The sequence below is a fragment of the Streptomyces sp. BF23-19 genome, assembly GCF_041106355.1.
Lineage (GTDB): Bacteria > Actinomycetota > Actinomycetes > Streptomycetales > Streptomycetaceae > Streptomyces > Streptomyces virginiae_A.
In genome coordinates, this window is sequence record NZ_JBGBPT010000009.1 from 38937 (window position 1) to 56668 (window position 17732).

Genomic DNA, 17732 nt, shown 5'->3' on the forward strand with positions numbered 1-17732 from the left:
TCCTCAGTGGGCGACCGCGGCCGCGCCGTGCTCGTCGACGAGCGCGCCGGTGGTGAATCGGTCGAGCGAGAAAGGGGCGTTGAGGGGGTGGGGGGTGTCGTGGGCGATGGTGTGGGCGTAGACCCAGCCGACGCCGGGGGTGGCCTTGAAGCCGCCGGTGCCCCAGCCGCAGTTGAGGTACAGGTTGTCGACCGGGGTGAGCCCGATGATCGGCGAGGCGTCGGGGCTGACGTCGACGATGCCGCCCCAGGTGCGCAGCACATGGGCGCGGGCGAAGACCGGGAAGAGTTCCAGGGCGGCGGACATCTGGTGCTCGATGATGTGGAAGGCGCCGCGCTGCGTGTAGGCGTTGTACGAGTCGATGCCTGCGCCCATCACCAGCTCGCCCTTGTGGGCCTGGCTGACGTACACATGCACGGCGTTGGACATGACCACGGTGGGGTGCACCGGCTCCAGCAGCTCGGAGACCAGGGCCTGCAGCGGGTGGCTCTGCAGCGGCAGCTCGAAGCCCGCCATGGCCGTGAGCACCGAGGTGTGTCCGGCCGAGCAGAGCGCGACCTTGCCAGCGGCGATGGGGCCGAGCGTGGTCTGTACGCCGACGACCCGTCCGCCCTGGATGTCGATGCCGGTGACTTCGCAGTTCTGGATGATGTCGACGCCGGCGGCGTCGGCGGAGCGGGCCAGCCCCCACGCGACGTGGTCGTGCTTGGCGATTCCGGCCCGCGGCTGGTACGTGCCGCCCATCACCGGATACCGCACGTCGGGAGAGATGTTGACGATCGGGCAGGCGTCCTTGACCTGATCCGGGTCCAGCCATTCGGCGTCGACGCCGTTGAGCCGGTTGGCCTCGACGCGGCGCACGCTTTCGCGGACGTCCTGCAGGCTGTGGGCGAGGTTGAGCACACCGCGCTGGGAGAAGAGGATGGGGTAGTCGAGTTCGTCCGCCATCCCCTCCCACAGTTTGAGGGCGTGCTCGTAGATTCCGGCGCTCTCGTCCCATAGATAGTTGGAACGGATGATCGTGGTGTTGCGGGCCATGTTGCCGCCCGCGAGCCAGCCCTTCTCCAGGACGGCCACGTTGGTGATGCCGTGGTTCTTCGCCAGGTAGTGGGCGGTCGCGAGACCGTGGCCGCCGCCGCCCACGATCACCACGTCGTACGACCGCTTCGGCTCGGGTGTGCGCCACAGCTGGTCGGGGTGCTCGGGGAGGTCGGCGCCCGGGGTGCGGGGGGTCATCGGGCGTCTCCTGAAAGGTGCGGATACAGCGGGTGCTTGGCGGCCTGCGCCTCCGTACGGGCGCGGAGCCCGGCGACGTCCGGCTGGCGGTCCGGCTCGGCGCGGGCCGCCGCGGCGATGCGGCGCCCCTCGAGGACCAGTGCGCTCACGATGCTCCTCTCGTAGCGTTGTCGTCCGGGTGCGGCCCGGTGGGCGGTTGTGCCATCCTGTTACTCCCCCGGAGCTCCTCCTGAGAGGGCCCCCAGCGGAACGTTTGCCCACAACCGCTAGCCGCGCAGGCGGGACATGGAGGGGTCGAACAGCGGCTCTTCGGCGACGACCGCTGCCACGCGCTGGTCGAAGTAGCCGATGTGCACGGTGCGGCCGTTCGTGGCGAGCTCGGCGGGCAGCCAGGCGTACGCGACCCCCTTGCCGATCGTGTAGCCGTACGCGGCGCTGGTGACGTAGCCGACGGGGCGGTCGCCGTCGTAGACCGGCTCCTTGCCCATGACCACGGCCAGCGGGTCGTCGATGGTCAGACAGGTCAGTCGGCGCCGTACGTCCGCCTTGCGCCGCACCAGCGCGGCCTTGCCGATGAAGTCTTCCTTGTCGAGTCTGACGGCGAAGCCGAGCCCCGCCTCGTAGGGGTCGTGCTCATAGGTCATGTCGGTGCCGAAGGAACGGTATCCCTTCTCCAGGCGGAGGCTGTTGAAGGCGCCGCGGCCGGCCGCGATGCCGCCGAGGGGTTGCGCGGCCTGCCACAGGGTGTCCCACAGTTTCAGCCCCATGTCGGCGGTGGTGTACAGCTCCCAGCCTCGTTCGCCGACGTACGACAGGCGCATCGCTGTGACGGGGACGGAGCCGATGTGGGCGCGCTTGGCGCGGAAGTACTTCAGACCGTCGTTGGAGAAGTCCGCGTCGGCGAGCGGCTGGAGGACCTCGCGGGCCAGCGGGCCCCACAGGCCGATGCAGCAGGTGCCGGCCGTGATGTCACGTACGGCGACCGATCCGTCCGCCGGCAGGTGTCGGCCGAACCAGTCGAGGTCGAGGCTGCCGTTGGCGCCGACCTGGAAGTGGTCGCGGCCGAGACGGGCGACGGTGATGTCACTGCGGATGCCGCCGTCCTCGTCGAGGAGCAGGGTGTATGTCACCGAGCCCACCGACTTGTCGACGTTGCCGCTGGACAGCCGCTGGAGGAAGGCGGCGGCGCCGCGACCGGTCACTTCCAGGCGCTTGAGTGCCGTCATGTCGTACATCGCGACGGTCTCGCGGGTGGTCTGGGCCTCGGCGCCGACGACGGGCGACCAGTAGCGCGCCGCCCACTCGTTGGGGACGGGGATGGAACGACCTTCGACGAGCGGGGCGTTGGCCTCGTACCACTGGGGCCGCTCCCAGCCGGTGGCCTCCAGGAAGAAGGCGCCAAGTTCCTGCTGGCGGGCGTAGAAGGGGCTGGTGCGCAGGGGCCGAGGCGCGCCGGCCGGCTGGAGGGGATGGAGGATGTCGTAGACCTCGACGAAGTTCTGGCAGTTGCGGGCCAGGACGTACTCCGTGGAGAGCTGGTGCGGCTCGAAGCGGTTCACGTCGCACTCGTGCAGATCGAAGGACGAGCAGTGACCGTCCACGAGCCATTCGGCCACCGCGCGGGCTACGCCCGCGGAGTGGGTGACCCATACCGCCTCGGCGACCCAGAAGCCCTTGACCTCAGGTGATTCACCGAGCAGCGGCAGTCCGTCGGTGGTGAAGGAGAAGAGGCCGTTGATGCCCTCTTCGATCTTGGCATCGCGTGTCGCGGGCAGCAGCGCCCGAGTCTCGGCCCAGGCGTCGGCGAAGTCGTCCTCGGTGAACTTCAGGACGGAGGGCATCTGTTCGGACTCGTTCACCGGGGTGATGTCGTCCGGGGCGATGGGCATGGGCCGGTGACCGTAGTAGCCGATGCCGATGCGGTCGAAACGGTCGCGGTAGTAGAGGTCCCCGTCCTGGTGGCGCAGGATGGGACGGACGGCCTCCTCGGCCTGGCCTTCCAGCGCGGGGACGGGGCCGGTCCAGGCGAGCTGGTGGGCGAGCGGGGTCAGCGGCAGGTTCATGCCGACCATGCGGGCGATCTTCGGGCCCCAGATGCCGGCGCAGCACACGACGATGTCGGCGGGGATCTCTCCCTGGTCCGTGAGGACTGCGCTGACCTTGCCCTCGCTGTGTACGACGTCGAGGACTTCGTGGCGGGCGAGGAAGCGGACGCCGCGCTCGGTGGCCCGCCGGATCTGAGCCTCGACGGCAAGCACCGCCTTGGCCAGTCCGTCGGTGGGGACCAGCAGTCCGCCGAGGACGCGCCGGCGATCCACCAGCGGGTGCAGTTCGACGCACTCTTCGGGGCCGAGCAACCGTCCTTCGATGCCCCAGGCGGTGGCCCAGCCATGGCGGCGGCGCAGCTCGGTCAGCCGTTCGGGGGTGGTGGCCACCTCAAGACCCCCGACCTGCAGGAAGCAGGACTGCCCGTCCACGTCGAGGCTGCGGAACTTCTCGACGGTGTAGCGGGCGAGCTCGGTCATGGTCTTCGAGGAGTTCGTCTGGAAGACCAGCCCCGGCGCATGGGACGAGGACCCGCCGGTGGCGGGGAGGGGCCCCTGGTCGACGACCGTGATGTCGGTCCAGCCCGCGAAGGACAGTTCGTCGGCGAGCGCCGCTCCCACGACGCCCGCTCCGATGATGACCACTCGGGGTCCCGCCATCGCCGCACCTCCACCTTCAAGCAGTTCAGTTGCTGTCAGCGCAACAAGCTTCAGGTTGCGCAACTCACGATGCCGGTCGCCGAGATGGGTGTCAAGGGGTCCTGGACGGCCGTGACCGGGGCGGAAAACAGCCGTGCCCGGCGGGCTGTCACGGCAGCCCGCCGGGCACGGCTGTGCTTGTTCGCCCGTCCCGCAGACGGGCTTGTCGGCCGTCCCGGGGATCAGCTCTTCTTGAGCCAGGCGTCGACCTTGTCGCGGTTGGCGTCCACCCACTTCTTGGCCGCCGCCTCCGGCGACATCTTGTCCTCGGCGATGTACTTCGCCACGAGATTCTGGTCCTCGTTGGTCCAGGTGAAGTTCTTCACGAGGTCGTAGGCGGGGCTCCCCGAGTCGGCGAACTTCTTGCCGACAATCTTGTCCAGCCGGTATTCGGGATAGTCGCAGGCGATCTTCTCCGCCACGGCGTCACAGCCGTCCGTGTACTCCGGCAGATTCACCTTGACCAGGTCGATCTCCGAGAGGAACCACTGCGGTTCGTAGAAGTACCCGATCACCCAGGTCTTCTTGGCCTCGGCCTGCCGGAACGCCTGGATGAGCGCCGCCTCGCTGCCGCCGTAGACAACCTTGTAGTCGAGCCCCAGATTCTTCACCAGTGCGGCGTCGTTCGTGACGAACGACGGGTCGCCGTCGAGGAACTGTCCCTTGTCGCCCGACTCCGACGTCTTGAACTGGGCGGCGTATTTGTTGAGGTTCTTCCAGTCGGTGATGTCCGGGTGTTCCTTGGCCAGCCACGGCGGCACGAACCAGCCGATGACTCCCTTGTTGCCGGTCGTGCCGGCCGTCACAGCGGTCTTCTGGTCGGTGATGTACTTCTTCTTCAGATCGTCGTGGCCCCAGTTCTCGACGATGGCGTCCACCTCGCCGGTGCCGAACCCCTGCCAGGCGACCTCTTCCTTGAGGTCCTTCTTGGTGACCTGGCACCCGAGGTCCTTCTCTGCGACATACGCGATGACCGCCGCGTTGGCCTCGTATCCGACCCAGGGGTTGATCGCGAGGTTGAACGTACCGCACTTGCCGGAAACGCCGCCCGACGCACCCGATCCCGACTCGCCCACCTTGGCGCCGCCGCAACCGGTGACGACGGCCAGGCCCAGCGCCGCGAGACCGGCCATGGCGGCCCGCCGTCTCGCGGGACGCGATGGCGTCATGAAGTTGCCCATCTTGTGCTGCCTCCTGTGCTTGTTCCTGTGAGCGCCGGGATATGGGCGGCCTAGCGGGCGCCGGGCGTCCTCGCCCTCCGCCGTGCCGCTGCCTGGGTGATGCGGTCGAACATGACCCCGAGCAGAACGATGGCCAGGCCTGCCGCCAGGCCCTTGCCGTACAACTCGCCCTGGGAGAAACCGGCTACGACGTCGTAGCCCAGGGCGCCCGCACCGACCAGTCCGCCCACGACCACCATGGACAGGACATAGATCAGGCCCTGGTTGGTCGCGAGCGTCAGGGCGCCGCGGGACATGGGGAGCTGGACCTTTGTGATGATCTGCCAGGTACTCGAGCCGGCTGCGGTGGCGGCCTCCACCGTGCTCTGCGGCACCGCTCGCACACCGTCTGCGATGATCTTGATCGTCACCGGGGCGGCGAAGACGACCGCGGCGGTGATCGCCGTGAAGCGCGTGGCGCCGAACAGCGCCAGGAACGGCACCAGATACACGAACGAGGGCATGGTCTGGCCCGCGTCGAGGCTGGGTCTGATCAGCCTGTCGGCCAGGGAACTGCGCCCCATCCACACGCCGACCACGACACCCAGCAGCAGGACGATCAGGGTCGCCACCGCCGTGGAGGCCAGCGTCGTCATGCTGTCCGACCACACGCCGGTCGCGACGAGCGAGGCTACGCAGGCCACGGCCGTGACACCCGCGCGCCACCCGCCGAGCACGGCACCGACGGCGACGAGGACCGCGCCGACCAGCCACCACGGGGACTCGGTGAGCAGCGTCTCGAAAGGGTTGAGCAGCGCTGTGGTGATCAGATCCCTGGCTCCGTTGGTCAGTCCGCCGAAGGTGTCCTGCGTCCACAGGCTGACCGAGTCCGCCGTACGCGCGATGGCGCCGCCGGCCGCGGCGTCGCCGGGAAACTCGGCCGCCCACACATAGGTGTGGGACAGCCATACGCACACCGCGGCCGCCGCGCCGCCGGCCGACAGCAGGGGCTGGCGCCACTTCCCGAAGCGGCCGGCGCCGCGCTTCCTGGCGGCCTCCACCCGGTCGCCCGCCGCGGTCGTCACCCGGTCCAGCACGATGGCCATGACGACGATGGCGAGGCCGGCGTTGAAGGCGACGCCCACGTCGAGGGTCTGCAGCGCCTTGACGACGGTCTTGCCCAGGCCGGGCGCGTCGATCAGAGCGGCGACGGTGACCATGGACAGCGCGGCCATGATGGTCTGGTTCACGCCCATGACGACGGTCCGCTTGGACATGGGCAGCAGCACCTTGGTGAGCGTCTGCCGCCGGGTGGATCCCAGCGACTCGGCGGCCTCGACCGTGGTGGCGGGCACCTCGCGGATGGCATGCGCGGTGATGCGGATCGCGGGAGGCGCCGCGTAGATGAGCGTGGCGATCGTGGCGGATGCCGGGCCGATGAGGAAGAACAGCGTCAGCGGGGCCAGGTAGACGAAGGTCGGCATCGTCTGCATGAAGTCGAGGAAGGGTGCGATGGCGCGGTTCACCCGGTCGGAGAGCCCCGCCCAGATACCGAGCGGGATCCCGATGAGCAGGGAGACGAAGACCGCCGACAGGGTCAGGGCCAGGGTGTCCATGCTCTCCTGCCACAGTCCCTGCAGCCCGAAGAAGACGAACCCGGCCACGGCCAGGGCAGCGACGCGGATGTTCCCGAAGGCCCAGGAGATGTACCCGACCAGGGCGACGACGCCCAGCCAGCCGATGACAGGGACCGGACGCCCGGCCGACGGCTCGGAGATCAGTGACTGGATGAAGGTCACGAGCGTGTCTATGACCAGCCGGATCTCATTGAAGAAGTAGAGGAAGACCGGATTGCTGTTGCGGTTCGCCCCGATGGTGTCGTTGACCGAGTTGAACCAGCGGTGCAGGTCCGTCAGGTCGGCCGCCCCCAGCGCCAGAGTCTGTCGCCCGCGCAGAACGGCGAACAGCACCAGCCAGGCGACCAGGATCGCGGCCACCACGGTGCGGCGGCGGACCCCGCGTACGGACGCGACCCGCACGGCCGGTTCGGCAACGACGGCCATCACGCGCCGCCTTCCTGCCCCGCCACGACCGCGAGGATCTCCTCGTCCCCGACGATGCCCAACAGCCGCCCGTCCTCGACGACCTTGACCGGCTTGTCGGCGGCGAGCACCGCCCGCGTCGCCTCACGCACCACGACGTCCGGGCCCAGCTCCGGGCCGTCGAGGGGGTCGCCGGGCTCGGGGGCCCGCATGATCCAGCGCAGGGTCAGGACCTCGGCGCGGGGCACGTCCCGGACGAATTCCCGGACGTAGTCGTCGGCGGGCGCGCCGACCAGTTCGTCACCCGTGCCGCACTGAACCATCTTGCCGTCGCGCATGATGAGGATGCGGTCGCCGAGCTTGAGCGCCTCGGACAGGTCATGGGTGATGAACACCATGGTCTTGCCGACCTCGTGGTGCAGCCGGATGACCTCGTTCTGCATCTCGCGGCGGATCAGCGGGTCGAGCGCCGAGAACGGCTCGTCGAAGAAGAGCACGTCCGGATCGCCGGCCAGCGCCCGGGCGAGACCCACTCGCTGCTGCATGCCTCCGGATAGCTGCTCGGGATAGGAGTTCTCATATCCGGCCAGGCCTACGAGTTCGACCACCTCCTGGGCGCGCCGGTTACGCTCGGCCTTGCCCATCCCACGTATCTCCAGTCCGTACGCGACGTTGTCGACGACCCGGCGGTGGGGCAGCAGTCCGAAGTGCTGGAAGACCATGGAGAACTTGCGCCGCCGCAGCTCGCGCAGCCGTCTGGCGTCGGCGCCACGGATGTCCTCACCCTCGAAGTCGACTTCCCCCGCGGTGGGTTCGATCAGCCGGGTGAGACATCGCACCAGCGTGGACTTCCCGGAGCCGGACAGGCCCATGACGACGAAGACCTCGCCCGGCGACACCTCGAAGTTCACATCCCGTACGGCGGCGGTGCATCCCGTACGGTCCATGAGCTCACGGCGCGTGAGCCCGCACAGCTCCTCGGAATCCGGCACCTGGTCGGCCTTGGGCCCGAACACCTTCCACAACCCGCGCACGGAAATGACCGGGGCAGCGTCCTGGTCCTTGGACGTACCGCGCCGCTGCGGCAGTTCAGTCTGCTTGGGGGTCATGATCGACCTCTCTTCGGCGTTCAGCCGCGGAACCAGTGCTGCGGCCGGGGTTGGATGTTCTGCCAGATGTGCTTGGGCTCGCGGTATTCGTCCAGACCGGTCGGTCCCAGTTCCCGGCCCACGCCCGAGTGTCCGAAGCCACCCCATTCCGCTTGCGGCACATAGGGGTGGTAGTCGTTGATCCACACCGTGCCGTGGCGCAGCCGTCGCGCGACCCGCTGGGCCTTGCCCGCGTCCTGCGTCCATACGGCTCCGGCGAGTCCGTACTCGGTGTCGTTGGCGATGCGTACGGCGTCGTCCTCGCCGCTGAAGCGCTCCACGGTCAGCACGGGTCCGAAGGACTCCTCGTGCACCACGCGCATGTCCTGCCGGCACTCGTCGAGCACGGTCGGCGGGTAGTAGTAGCCTTCCGCGAGCGCGGGGTCCTCCGGGCGGCTGCCGCCGCATCGCAGTACGGCGCCCTCGGCGAGGCCGGCCGCGACATACGCCTCGACCCTCTCCCGGTGCTGTGCGGAGATCAGCGGTCCCGTATCGGCCTCGGGATCGAAGGGGCCGCCCAGACGGATGCGCCCGGCGCGGCGCACGACCTCGTCGACGAAGGCGTCGTGCAGCGAGTCCTCCACGATCAGGCGGGCACCGGCTGAGCAGACCTGCCCGGAATGCAGGAAGACGGCCGTGAGGGCGAAGTCCACAGCGGTATCGAAATCGGCGTCGGCAAAGACGACATTGGGGTTCTTGCCGCCCAGTTCGAGGGCGACCTTCTTCACGGTCGCGGCGGCCGTGGCCATGATCCTTCGGCCGGTGTCCAGGCCGCCGGTGAAGGAGATCATGTCGACGGCGGGGTCTTCGGACAGCGATGCGCCCACCTCGGGGCCGGTGCCCAGCAGGAGGTTGGCGGCGCCGGCCGGCAGGCCGGCCTCCTCAAGTACCCGCATCAGCAGGATCGATGTGGAGGGAGTGAGTTCACTCGGCTTGAGAACGATCGTGTTTCCGGCCAGAAGCGCGGGGGCGACCTTCCACGACGCCTGGAGCAGCGGGTAGTTCCACGGAGTGATCAACCCACAGACACCGACCGGCTCGTAGGTGACGCGGCTGACGGCGTCGTCGCGCCCGGTGTCGATCACCCGGCCGGCGCTGGTACCCGCGATCCCGCCGTAGTAGCGGAAACAGGAGACCACATCGGCGATGTCGTACTCGCTCTCCACCAGCCGCTTGCCGGTGTCCAGCGATTCGGCGCGGGCGAACTCCTTGGCGTCGCGCGCGATCAGATCGGCGGTGCGCAACAGCAGCGCGCCGCGCTCCCGCTCTGGGGTGCGCGGCCAGGGGCCCTCGTCGAATGCCCGGCGGGCCGCGGCGATCGCGGCCCCGCTGTCGGACCGCGTCCCTTCGGACACGACCGCGGCCAGCGTGCCGTCTGCGGGGCAGCGGATCTCCCGGTGACCTCCGGCAACCGGATCGCACCATTCTCCGTCCAGATACAGATCTGCCACGAGCGCAGCCCTTCGAGCGAAGTTCCGTTGCGCATGATGCACCGCATTGCTTGTGATGGAACACCCTGGCCGAACGTGTGACCTTCGTCAAGAGGGTGCGGCGGGCGGATCCGCCCCCTGGGCCCGCTGCCCCGACTCCCTTGACCAAGGGCCACGTCAGGCCGACCATGTTGCGCATCACTCATCCTGTTGTGCAATACGCACCAACGGAGGCCGTGCATGTCCCCTCGACCGCAACCTGGCCGTGAATACGTCCTCACGCTCTCGTGCCCGGACCAGGCCGGACTGGTTCACGCCGTGAGCGGCTATTTGGTCAGGAACTCCGGCAACATCCTGGAGAGCCAGCAGTTCGACGAGCGGCTTCAGGGCCGTTTCTTCATGAGGGTCCACTTCGATGTGTCGGACCCGGACACAGACGTGAAGAATCTGCGTGACCGATTCGGCCCCGTCGCCGAGGCATTTCGGATCTCGTGGACTCTTCGGGACGCCTCTACCCCGACCCGTACGCTCATCATGGTCTCGAAGTTCGGCCACTGCCTGAACGACCTGCTGTTCCGCTGGCGCACCGGCGCGCTCAACATAGAAATCCCGGCCATCGTCTCCAACCACCGGGAGTTCGAGGAACTGGCCGGGACCTACGGCATCCCCTTCCACCACATCCCGGTGACCAAGGACACCAAGGCCGACACCGAGGCACGCCTCATGGAGCTGGTCCGCGAGCTGGACATCGACCTGGTGGTGCTCGCCCGCTACATGCAGATCCTCTCCGACGACCTGTGCAAACAACTCGAGGGCCTGGCCATCAACATCCACCATTCTTTCCTGCCCAGTTTCAAGGGCGCACGCCCGTATCAGCAGGCGTACGAGCGCGGTGTGAAACTGGTGGGCGCCACGGCGCACTATGTGACGCCGGACCTGGACGAAGGGCAGATCATCGAGCAGGACGTGGTCCGTGTGGATCATTCGCTCGACCCGGACGAGCTGGTCACGGTCGGGCGGGACGTGGAGGCGCAGGTGCTGGCGCACGCGGTCAAGTGGCACAGCGAGAGCCGCGTCATGGTGGACGGAAACCGCACGGTGGTCTTCCGCTGAACGGTACGCGATCGCCGGACAGGATTGTTTCCCCCACCCCGCCCCCGTCCTGACTGGGACTACGCCCCGGGTCCGGCCCGGACGAGCTCCATGGGAGCCCGTCCGGCAGGTGCTAGCAACCGTCGAGGCGCTCCAGCATGCCGCGTCGCCAGCGCTCGGTCTCGGCGATCTGGTTGAAGGTGAACAGGTGCAGGCCCGCGACCGCCGCCGAAGGCGCTGTCAGCACGGGCGCGCCGCGCCGCAGCAGCCGCTCCGGCGCATAGCCGCCCGGCGCCGCGAAGCGCACGAACCAGGAAGCGTGCCGGGCCAGGAAGCGCGTCGACTCCCCCACACCGATCTTCGCCGCCATCGCCAGGAGCTTCGTACGTTCGACGGGTCCGGCCACGCCCACGTGCACCGGGAGGGTGACATCCCGGCGGCGGACCCGCGTCACCCACTCGCCCAGCACGCGGGGGTCGAAGCACAGGTTGCTCACGATGTACGTGGCGTGGGCACGCTTGTCCCACATCGCCTGGATGGTGGTGTCGTCGTCGATGAGCGGATGGCTCTCCGGGTAGCCGGTGATGCCAACCCTGCTGAAGGGACTGCCCAGCTCGCCCAGCCGCCGCAGCACGGGCAGCGCCCCCTCGTACGGTCCGGCGGGCGGATCCGCGTCCCCGGCCGGTACGAAGACGTCGTCCACGCCCGCCTCCCGCAGCCGTGCGACGACCTCCGCCACATGGGCGCCGTCCCTGAGGAGCCGGGCGGGCACATGCGGCACGACGCCGTACCCCTCCACCGCCAGCAGGGTCGCGAGATCCAGCGTCGGCTCCAGGCCCTTCACCGGCGACGCCGTGACCGTCACCACCACATCGCGCGGCACATGGGCGAGAACCTTGTCCTGCGTGGACTTCGCCGGCAGGACCTCGTAGCGGACGTTCTTCAGCAGCTCTCTCACCGCGGGTCGCGGTGCCGGTAGTACGAGGCCTTGGAGGGCGGCAGCGGCTCCTTGCCGAGGATGAGGTCGGCGGCCTTCTCCGCGATCATCATCACGGGTGCGTAGATGTTGCCGTTGGTGACGTACGGCATCACGGAGGCATCCACGACGCGCAGCCCCTCCACGCCGTGCACCCGCATGCTCTCCGGGTCTACGACGGCCATCTCGTCCGTGCCCATCTTGCAGGTACAGGAGGGGTGCAGGGCGGTCTCACCCTCCTTCGCGACCCAGGCGAGGATCTCCTCGTCGCTCTGCACGGAGGGTCCGGGCGAGATCTCCCCGTCGTTGTACGGGGCGAGCGCGGGCTGGTTGAGGAGCTTGCGGGTCACCCGGATCGCCTCGACCCACTCACGTCGGTCCTGTTCGGTGGACAAGTAGTTGAAGCGCAGCGCCGGATGCTCGCGCGGGTCCTTGCTCTTGATCTTCACGGAGCCGAGGGCGTCGGAGTACATGGGTCCGACGTGCACCTGGTAGCCGTGCCCGCCGGCGGGCGAGGACCCGTCGTAGCGGACCGCGATGGGCAGGAAGTGGAACATCAGGTTGGGGTAGTCCACATCCTCGTTGCTGCGGACGAAGCCCCCCGCCTCGAAGTGATTGGTCGCGGCCGGGCCCTTGCGCAAGAGCCACTGGAGGCCGATGAAAGGAGCACGCCACTTGGCGAGGTACGGCTGCATGGACACCGGCTGCTTGCAGGCGTGCTGGACGTAGACCTCCAGATGGTCCTGCAGGTTCTCACCCACCCCCGGCAGGTGGTGGACGACGTCGATGCCGAGCGGCTCGAGTTCCTCGGCGTTTCCGACGCCGGAGAGCTGCAGCAGCTGTGGGGAGTTGATTGCACCGCCGCACAGGATGACCTCACGGGCGCGCACCTGCTGGACCTTGCCGCGGCGTCGCCGGTACTCGACGCCGACTGCGCGCTTGCCCTCGAAGAGCACGCGAGTGGCCAGGGCACGTGTCCTGACGTCAAGGTTCGGCCGCCTCTTCACGGGCCCCAGGTACGCCTTCGAGGCCGACAGGCGGCGGCCGCGGTGGACGTTGCGGTCGAAGGGCGCGAAGCCTTCCTGCCGATAGCCGTTGACGTCGTCGGTGCGGGGGTGGCCAGCTTCCTGGACGGCCTGGAGGAAGGCGGGGAAGAGCGGGCTGGAGGCCGGGCCGCGTTCGAGGACGAGGGGGCCCTCGTGGCCGCGGAACTCGTCGTCGGGGTCCGCCGCCAAGCAGTTCTCCATCCGCTTGAAGTACGGCAGACAGTGGGCGTAGTCCCAGGTTTCCATCCCCGGGTTGGCCGCCCACCGCTCGTAGTCCATCGGGTTGCCGCGCTGGAAGATCATGCCGTTGATGCTGCTGGAACCGCCGAGCACCTTGCCGCGGGCATGGTAGACGCGCCGACCGCCCATGTGGGGCTCGGGCTCGGATTCGTACTTCCAGTCGTAGAAGCGACTGCCGATGGGGAAGGTCAGCGCCGCGGGCATGTGTATGAAGACATCCCAGGGGTAGTCGGACCGGCCGGCCTCCAGCACCAGCACGCGGTTGCCCGGCTCGGCGGAGAGCCGGTTGGCCAGGGCACTGCCGGCCGAACCGCCGCCGACGATGACGAAGTCATACTGCAAGGGGGCCATGGTCTGCCTCGTCTCGCTCGCGTCGTCGATATGCGCGGCATGGTAGTACGGGTAGCGCTATACGCACTAGGTTGCAAGCCGCGCAACTTGATTCGCTTGAGACTCCTTCCCGCTTCCGTCCGTGCCGTTGTTTACCGCGCGTATAGTTGCACCATGAGCAACTTCACCGCAGATAGCGAGACCCCGGGACCGCAGGGCGGTGGCGTGCAGTCCGTCGACCGCGCCATCAGCGTGCTGGAGATCCTGGCCCAGCGCGGCGAGGCCGGCGTCAGCGAAGTGGCCGCGGAGCTCGACGTCCACAAGTCCACCGCCTTCCGGCTGCTCGGCGCCCTGGAGGCACGCGGGCTGGTGGAACAGGCGGGCGAGCGCGGCAAGTACTGCCTCGGCTTCGGCATCGTACGGTTGGCCGGTGCGGTCACCGGTCGTATCGACATCACACAGCAGGGCCGCCCGGTCTGCGAGCGACTCGCCGAGGAAATCGGCGAGACCGTGAACATCGCCATCTTGGAGAAGCAGTTCGCGATCAACCTCTGCCAGGTGCGCGGCCCCGGCGCCATCACCGCACACAACTGGGTCGGCCAGCTCACCCCGTTGCACGCCACCTCCAGCGGCAAGATCCTTCTGGCCCACCTCCCCGCGAAGCAGCGCGCCGAACTCCTCGCGGACGCGGGCCTGGAGAAGCTCACGCCACACACCCTGACCTCGAAGACGAAGCTCGAGAAGAACCTCGCCGAGGCCAGGGAGCGCGGCTATGCCTGGACGCTGGAGGAGCTGGAGATCGGCCTGCATGCCATGGCCTCTCCGGTCCGCTCCCGGGACGGCGAGGTCATCGCCGCGGTCAGCGCCTCCGGACCCTCCTACCGATTCACCGAGGAGCGGATGCACGAGCTCGCACCGGTACTGGTCAAGGGCGCAGAGGAGATCAGCCACCGGATGGGCTACCTGGGCTGACCGCACGCCGCACGCCTGGCACCCTGGGCGCCCGGGCCGCCGTTACTCCGGCTGCCGGGCGCCGAGGCGTTCGCGTACCCAGTCGTGGAAGGCGCCGATGTGGTGCTCGCTGGGCACCAGGACACCGCCCTTGGCGTACAGGCGCGAGCTCATCGCTGGCTGACAGCGCTCGCAGGCGTCGAAGTCCTGCCGGTTGACCCGATCGAAGAGCTCGACGGAGCGGCTGACGTCCTTGCCGCCGCGCACGACGTCCTTCAGATACAGCCAGTCGCACTCGACGATCGTACGGTCCGCGGCCACCGGGTACATCCGATGGAAGATCACATGGTCGGGCACGAGGTTGATGAAGACCTGGGGCTTGATGGTGATCGCGTAGTAGCGGCGGTCCTGGTCCTCGGTGACGGTCGGGATACGATCGAGCCCCTCCGAGCCGTCGACCGTGAAGCCCTTGATGTCCGTGCCGAATTCGGCGCCGTGACCGACGTAGTACTGCGCGGCGTAGCCGTCCGCGAATTCGGGGAGCACCTCGGTGAGTTCGGGGTGGATGGTGGCGCAGTGGTAGCACTCCATGAAGTTCTCGATGATGAGCTTCCAGTTCGCCTTGACGTCGTAGACGATCCGCCTGCCGACCTCGAGGTTCGCCATGTCGTAGTGCTCGATGGACTCCACGTCGCCCAGCCGGGTGCGGACCGCGCCGATGACCTGGTCCTCGAAGGAAGGCGGATTCTCAGCCAGGCAGACCCAGACGTACCCGAGCCATTCGCGTACCCGCACGCCCACCAGGCCGTACTCGGTACGGCCGACGTCCGGCATCCTGGTGAGGTTGGGCGCGGCGACCAGCTTGCCGTTCAGGTCGTACGTCCAGGCGTGGTACGGGCACTGGAAGGCCCGCTTGACCTCGCCGGTCTCCTCGATACAGAGCTTCGCGCCGCGGTGCCTGCAGACGTTGAAGAAGGCGCGAATGGATTCGTCGCGCGAGCGGGTGACGAGGATGCTCTCGCGGCCCACGTCCACGGTCTTGAAGGCACCCGGCTTGGCAAGCTCCGAGGAGCGCGCGACGCAGAACCACATCGTCTCGAAGATGCGCTCCTGCTCCTGGGCGAAGATCCCGGGATCGGTGTAGTAGGAGCCGGGGAGAGTGGCGATCAGGCTGTCCGGCAGGCTGGTCGAGGTCACAGGGCACTCCTCGCGGGAAAAACGTCGTTGTGTGACAAGCAACGGAATGTGCAATACGCAACCGCAGGCAACGCCCGCAGCATGCGGTGCGAGACCGGCGGCGTCAAGACCTCGCCGTGGCGAGCTGCTTGCGCCAGCGCGTGAACAGCCGCGGCTGGTCCATCCCGAGCACGGCGACCGGGTGTCCGGCACTCCGATAGACGGCGAGGAAGCTGCGGTCGTCCGTAGCTCCCTCCTCGACAGTGACGCTGTCGAACCCTGCGACGTGCCCGGCGAACTGGATGCGCACGCCGTACTGGTCGGACCAGAAGTACGGTGGCCTGGGCGCCGCCGGTGCCGCCGTGCCCCCGGAGAGCAGCGTCGCGACGGCCGCGGTCGGCCGTTCCTGGGCGCCGGTCCAGTGCTCGACCCTGCGGTGGGCCCCGGAGGCCGGGTCGTACCAGGAGGCGCAGTCGCCGACCGCGACGACACCGGCCAGGCTGGTGCGGCCGTCGACGCCGCACCGGACACCGTTCTCCAGCACGATGCCGGAGCCTTCGAGCCATTCGACACACGGGCGGGCACCCACGCCGACGACGACCGTGTCCGCCGGAAGCCGGCGGCCGTCCGCCAGCAGGACTGCGTCAACTCGGCCGCCGGCCCCGCTGAGCTGTTCGACCCCTTTGCCGCAGAGCAGCCGTACGCCATGGTCCGCGTGGAGCAAGGAGACGATGCCGCCCATGGTCTCACCGAGCGGTCCGGCAAGCGGGGTCGGCGCCACTTCGACGACCGTCACATCGAGACCGAGCCGGTACGCGGTCGAGGCCACCTCGGCGCCGATGAATCCGCCGCCGATGACGACCAGCCGCCCGCCGCGGGCGAGGTCGGTCCGTAGGGCCTGAGCGTCGTCCAGGGTTCGCAGTGTATGAACACCGGCCAGACCGTCGCTCCCGGGCAGGGTGCGGGCCGCCGCTCCGGTGGCGATGACGATGCCGTCGGCCCGTACCGCACGGCCGTCGGCAAGCCGCACCGAGCGGTCGCCGCGGTCAAGCCCGGTGGCCCGTACGCCGAGCAGCCACTCGGCGCCGAGATCCTCGCCGTCCGCCTCCAGCGAGAGGTCCGCCTCACCCATGCCACCGGCGAGGTATTCCTTCGACAGAGGCGGCCTGTCGTACGGCCGGTGCGGCTCGTCGCCGATCAGGACCAGCCGCCCACCGTACCCCTGCTTCCGCAGTGAACGCGCCGCCGACAGTCCGGCCAGCGAGGCGCCCACCACGGCCACGGTCCTCACGCGGGACCTCCGGCGAGCCGTGCCGTGACACAGGGAGGCAGGTTGGGCGCGGCCTCGGACGGCTGTACGTAGATCATTCCACCCTCGACGACCACATGGTGGGTCCGGACGGGCAGCCTGGCCGGCGGAGCGTCGACGGCCCCGGTCCGCAGGTCGAACTTGGAGGCGTGCAGCGGGCATTCGACCTCGCACCCTTCCAACCAGCCGTCCGCGAGCGAGGCGTCCTGGTGCGTGCAGGTGTCGTCGATGGCCAGCACCTCGCCGTCTTCGGTGTGGAACACCGCGACGGGCGGGTCGATTTCGAGCCGATGGGCCTCGCCTCGCGGCAGATCCGCGAGGCGGCACACGGGAATCATCAAGGGACACCTCGGTGCGTATAGCGAAACGGATTGCGATGTACGCAACGCCAGTCTGGAGGGGGCCCCATACCTTGTCAAGGATCCGATCGGGACAGCGGGGCAGCCGAAGAAGGGGGCCGCGAGCCTTGGCGCGGCAGGCCCGCCACCACGTCACTCCGGTGGCCAAATGCGCACTAAATTGCGTATCGCGCAACTCGCCAACTCGCACCACACCGGGAGTCGATGCCGCATGCGCGCACCCACCTGCCCTTCCGGCCGGGCGAGAGCCTGTACGGGTACTACAACCGGCTCTTCTGGATCGACGACAAGGTCCGCCACCCGTGGATCGCCCAGGTGTTCTCGGTGAGAAGCGGTCCGCCGAGCAGAAGTCCGCGGGCGAAGCCGTCGACGCCGGGCGAAGCCGGGTGGTGGTGGAACCGGCGGAAATCGGCGGGTGACGCCCGGCGGGCTACCCGGGGGGGGGGCGGGCCCCCCCCCCCCGATGACGATGACGACGTTCGGGTCGCGCCAG

At 68.7% G+C, this 17732-nt stretch carries 14 protein-coding genes; 2 read left to right on the forward strand and 12 right to left on the reverse strand.

What is annotated here, in order from left to right; genetic code table 11:
- Positions 1-3: 3 nt before the first annotated feature.
- The 7 genes from AB8A24_RS07795 to AB8A24_RS07825 form a co-directional block, all read right to left on the reverse strand.
- Positions 4-1236 (reverse strand): sarcosine oxidase subunit beta family protein, encoded by a 1233-nt coding sequence (locus tag AB8A24_RS07795; protein WP_369475207.1) that lies wholly within the window; start codon positions 1234-1236, stop codon positions 4-6.
- Positions 1233-1385 (reverse strand): hypothetical protein, encoded by a 153-nt coding sequence (locus AB8A24_RS07800; RefSeq protein ID WP_369475208.1) that lies wholly within the window; start codon positions 1383-1385, stop codon positions 1233-1235. The genes AB8A24_RS07795 and AB8A24_RS07800 overlap by 4 nt, the downstream gene beginning before the upstream one ends.
- Before the next feature lie 117 nt (positions 1386-1502).
- Positions 1503-3941: an FAD-dependent oxidoreductase gene (locus AB8A24_RS07805; protein ID WP_369475209.1), complete on the reverse strand. Its 2439-nt coding sequence runs from the start codon at positions 3939-3941 to the stop codon at positions 1503-1505.
- A 221-nt stretch (positions 3942-4162) separates the two neighbouring features.
- Entirely contained in the window at positions 4163-5149 is a 987-nt protein-coding gene (locus AB8A24_RS07810) for an ABC transporter substrate-binding protein (protein ID WP_328960628.1), read from the reverse strand.
- A gap of 62 nt (positions 5150-5211) precedes the next feature.
- Complete coding sequence (locus tag AB8A24_RS07815; RefSeq protein WP_369475210.1) at positions 5212-7203, reverse strand: ABC transporter permease; 1992 nt, start codon at positions 7201-7203, stop codon at positions 5212-5214.
- A complete protein-coding gene (locus tag AB8A24_RS07820) occupies positions 7203-8291 on the reverse strand; it encodes a glycine betaine/L-proline ABC transporter ATP-binding protein (protein ID WP_328960630.1) in 1089 nt (362 codons plus the stop codon). Before AB8A24_RS07820 ends, AB8A24_RS07815 begins: the two co-directional genes overlap by 1 nt.
- Positions 8292-8311: 20 nt before the next feature.
- Entirely contained in the window at positions 8312-9781 is a 1470-nt protein-coding gene (locus tag AB8A24_RS07825; protein WP_328960631.1) for an aldehyde dehydrogenase family protein, read from the reverse strand.
- Between the two features lie 219 nt (positions 9782-10000).
- On the opposite strand from AB8A24_RS07825, the gene purU reads away from it, so the two are divergent.
- Positions 10001-10873, forward strand: coding sequence for a formyltetrahydrofolate deformylase (gene purU, locus AB8A24_RS07830; RefSeq protein ID WP_328960632.1), 873 nt, complete (start codon positions 10001-10003; stop codon positions 10871-10873).
- 112 nt (positions 10874-10985) lie between these two features.
- Here the strand turns inward: purU and AB8A24_RS07835 are convergent, their stop codons facing one another.
- Together AB8A24_RS07835 and betA are read right to left on the reverse strand one after the other, a co-directional pair.
- Positions 10986-11810, reverse strand: a complete 825-nt coding sequence (locus AB8A24_RS07835; protein WP_328960633.1) for a 5,10-methylenetetrahydrofolate reductase — start codon at positions 11808-11810, stop codon at positions 10986-10988.
- Positions 11807-13465 (reverse strand): choline dehydrogenase, encoded by a 1659-nt coding sequence (gene betA, locus AB8A24_RS07840; protein WP_328960634.1) that lies wholly within the window; start codon positions 13463-13465, stop codon positions 11807-11809. Before betA ends, AB8A24_RS07835 begins: the two co-directional genes overlap by 4 nt.
- Positions 13466-13618: 153 nt before the next feature.
- On the opposite strand from betA, the gene AB8A24_RS07845 reads away from it, so the two are divergent.
- Positions 13619-14416, forward strand: coding sequence for an IclR family transcriptional regulator (locus tag AB8A24_RS07845; RefSeq protein WP_328960635.1), 798 nt, complete (start codon positions 13619-13621; stop codon positions 14414-14416).
- A 42-nt stretch (positions 14417-14458) separates the two neighbouring features.
- On the opposite strand, the gene AB8A24_RS07850 is transcribed toward AB8A24_RS07845, so the two are convergent.
- The 3 genes from AB8A24_RS07850 to AB8A24_RS07860 all read right to left on the reverse strand — a co-directional run bounded on the left by AB8A24_RS07850 (position 14459) and on the right by AB8A24_RS07860 (position 17218).
- Positions 14459-15592 carry an aromatic ring-hydroxylating dioxygenase subunit alpha gene (locus AB8A24_RS07850; protein ID WP_328960636.1) on the reverse strand — a complete coding sequence of 378 codons (1134 nt, stop codon included), beginning with the start codon at positions 15590-15592 and terminating at the stop codon, positions 14459-14461.
- 103 nt (positions 15593-15695) lie between these two features.
- Positions 15696-16862, reverse strand: a complete 1167-nt coding sequence (locus AB8A24_RS07855; protein WP_369475211.1) for an NAD(P)/FAD-dependent oxidoreductase — start codon at positions 16860-16862, stop codon at positions 15696-15698.
- Positions 16859-17218 (reverse strand): bifunctional 3-phenylpropionate/cinnamic acid dioxygenase ferredoxin subunit, encoded by a 360-nt coding sequence (locus tag AB8A24_RS07860; RefSeq protein ID WP_328960638.1) that lies wholly within the window; start codon positions 17216-17218, stop codon positions 16859-16861. Before AB8A24_RS07860 ends, AB8A24_RS07855 begins: the two co-directional genes overlap by 4 nt.
- Positions 17219-17732: the final 514 nt, after the last annotated feature.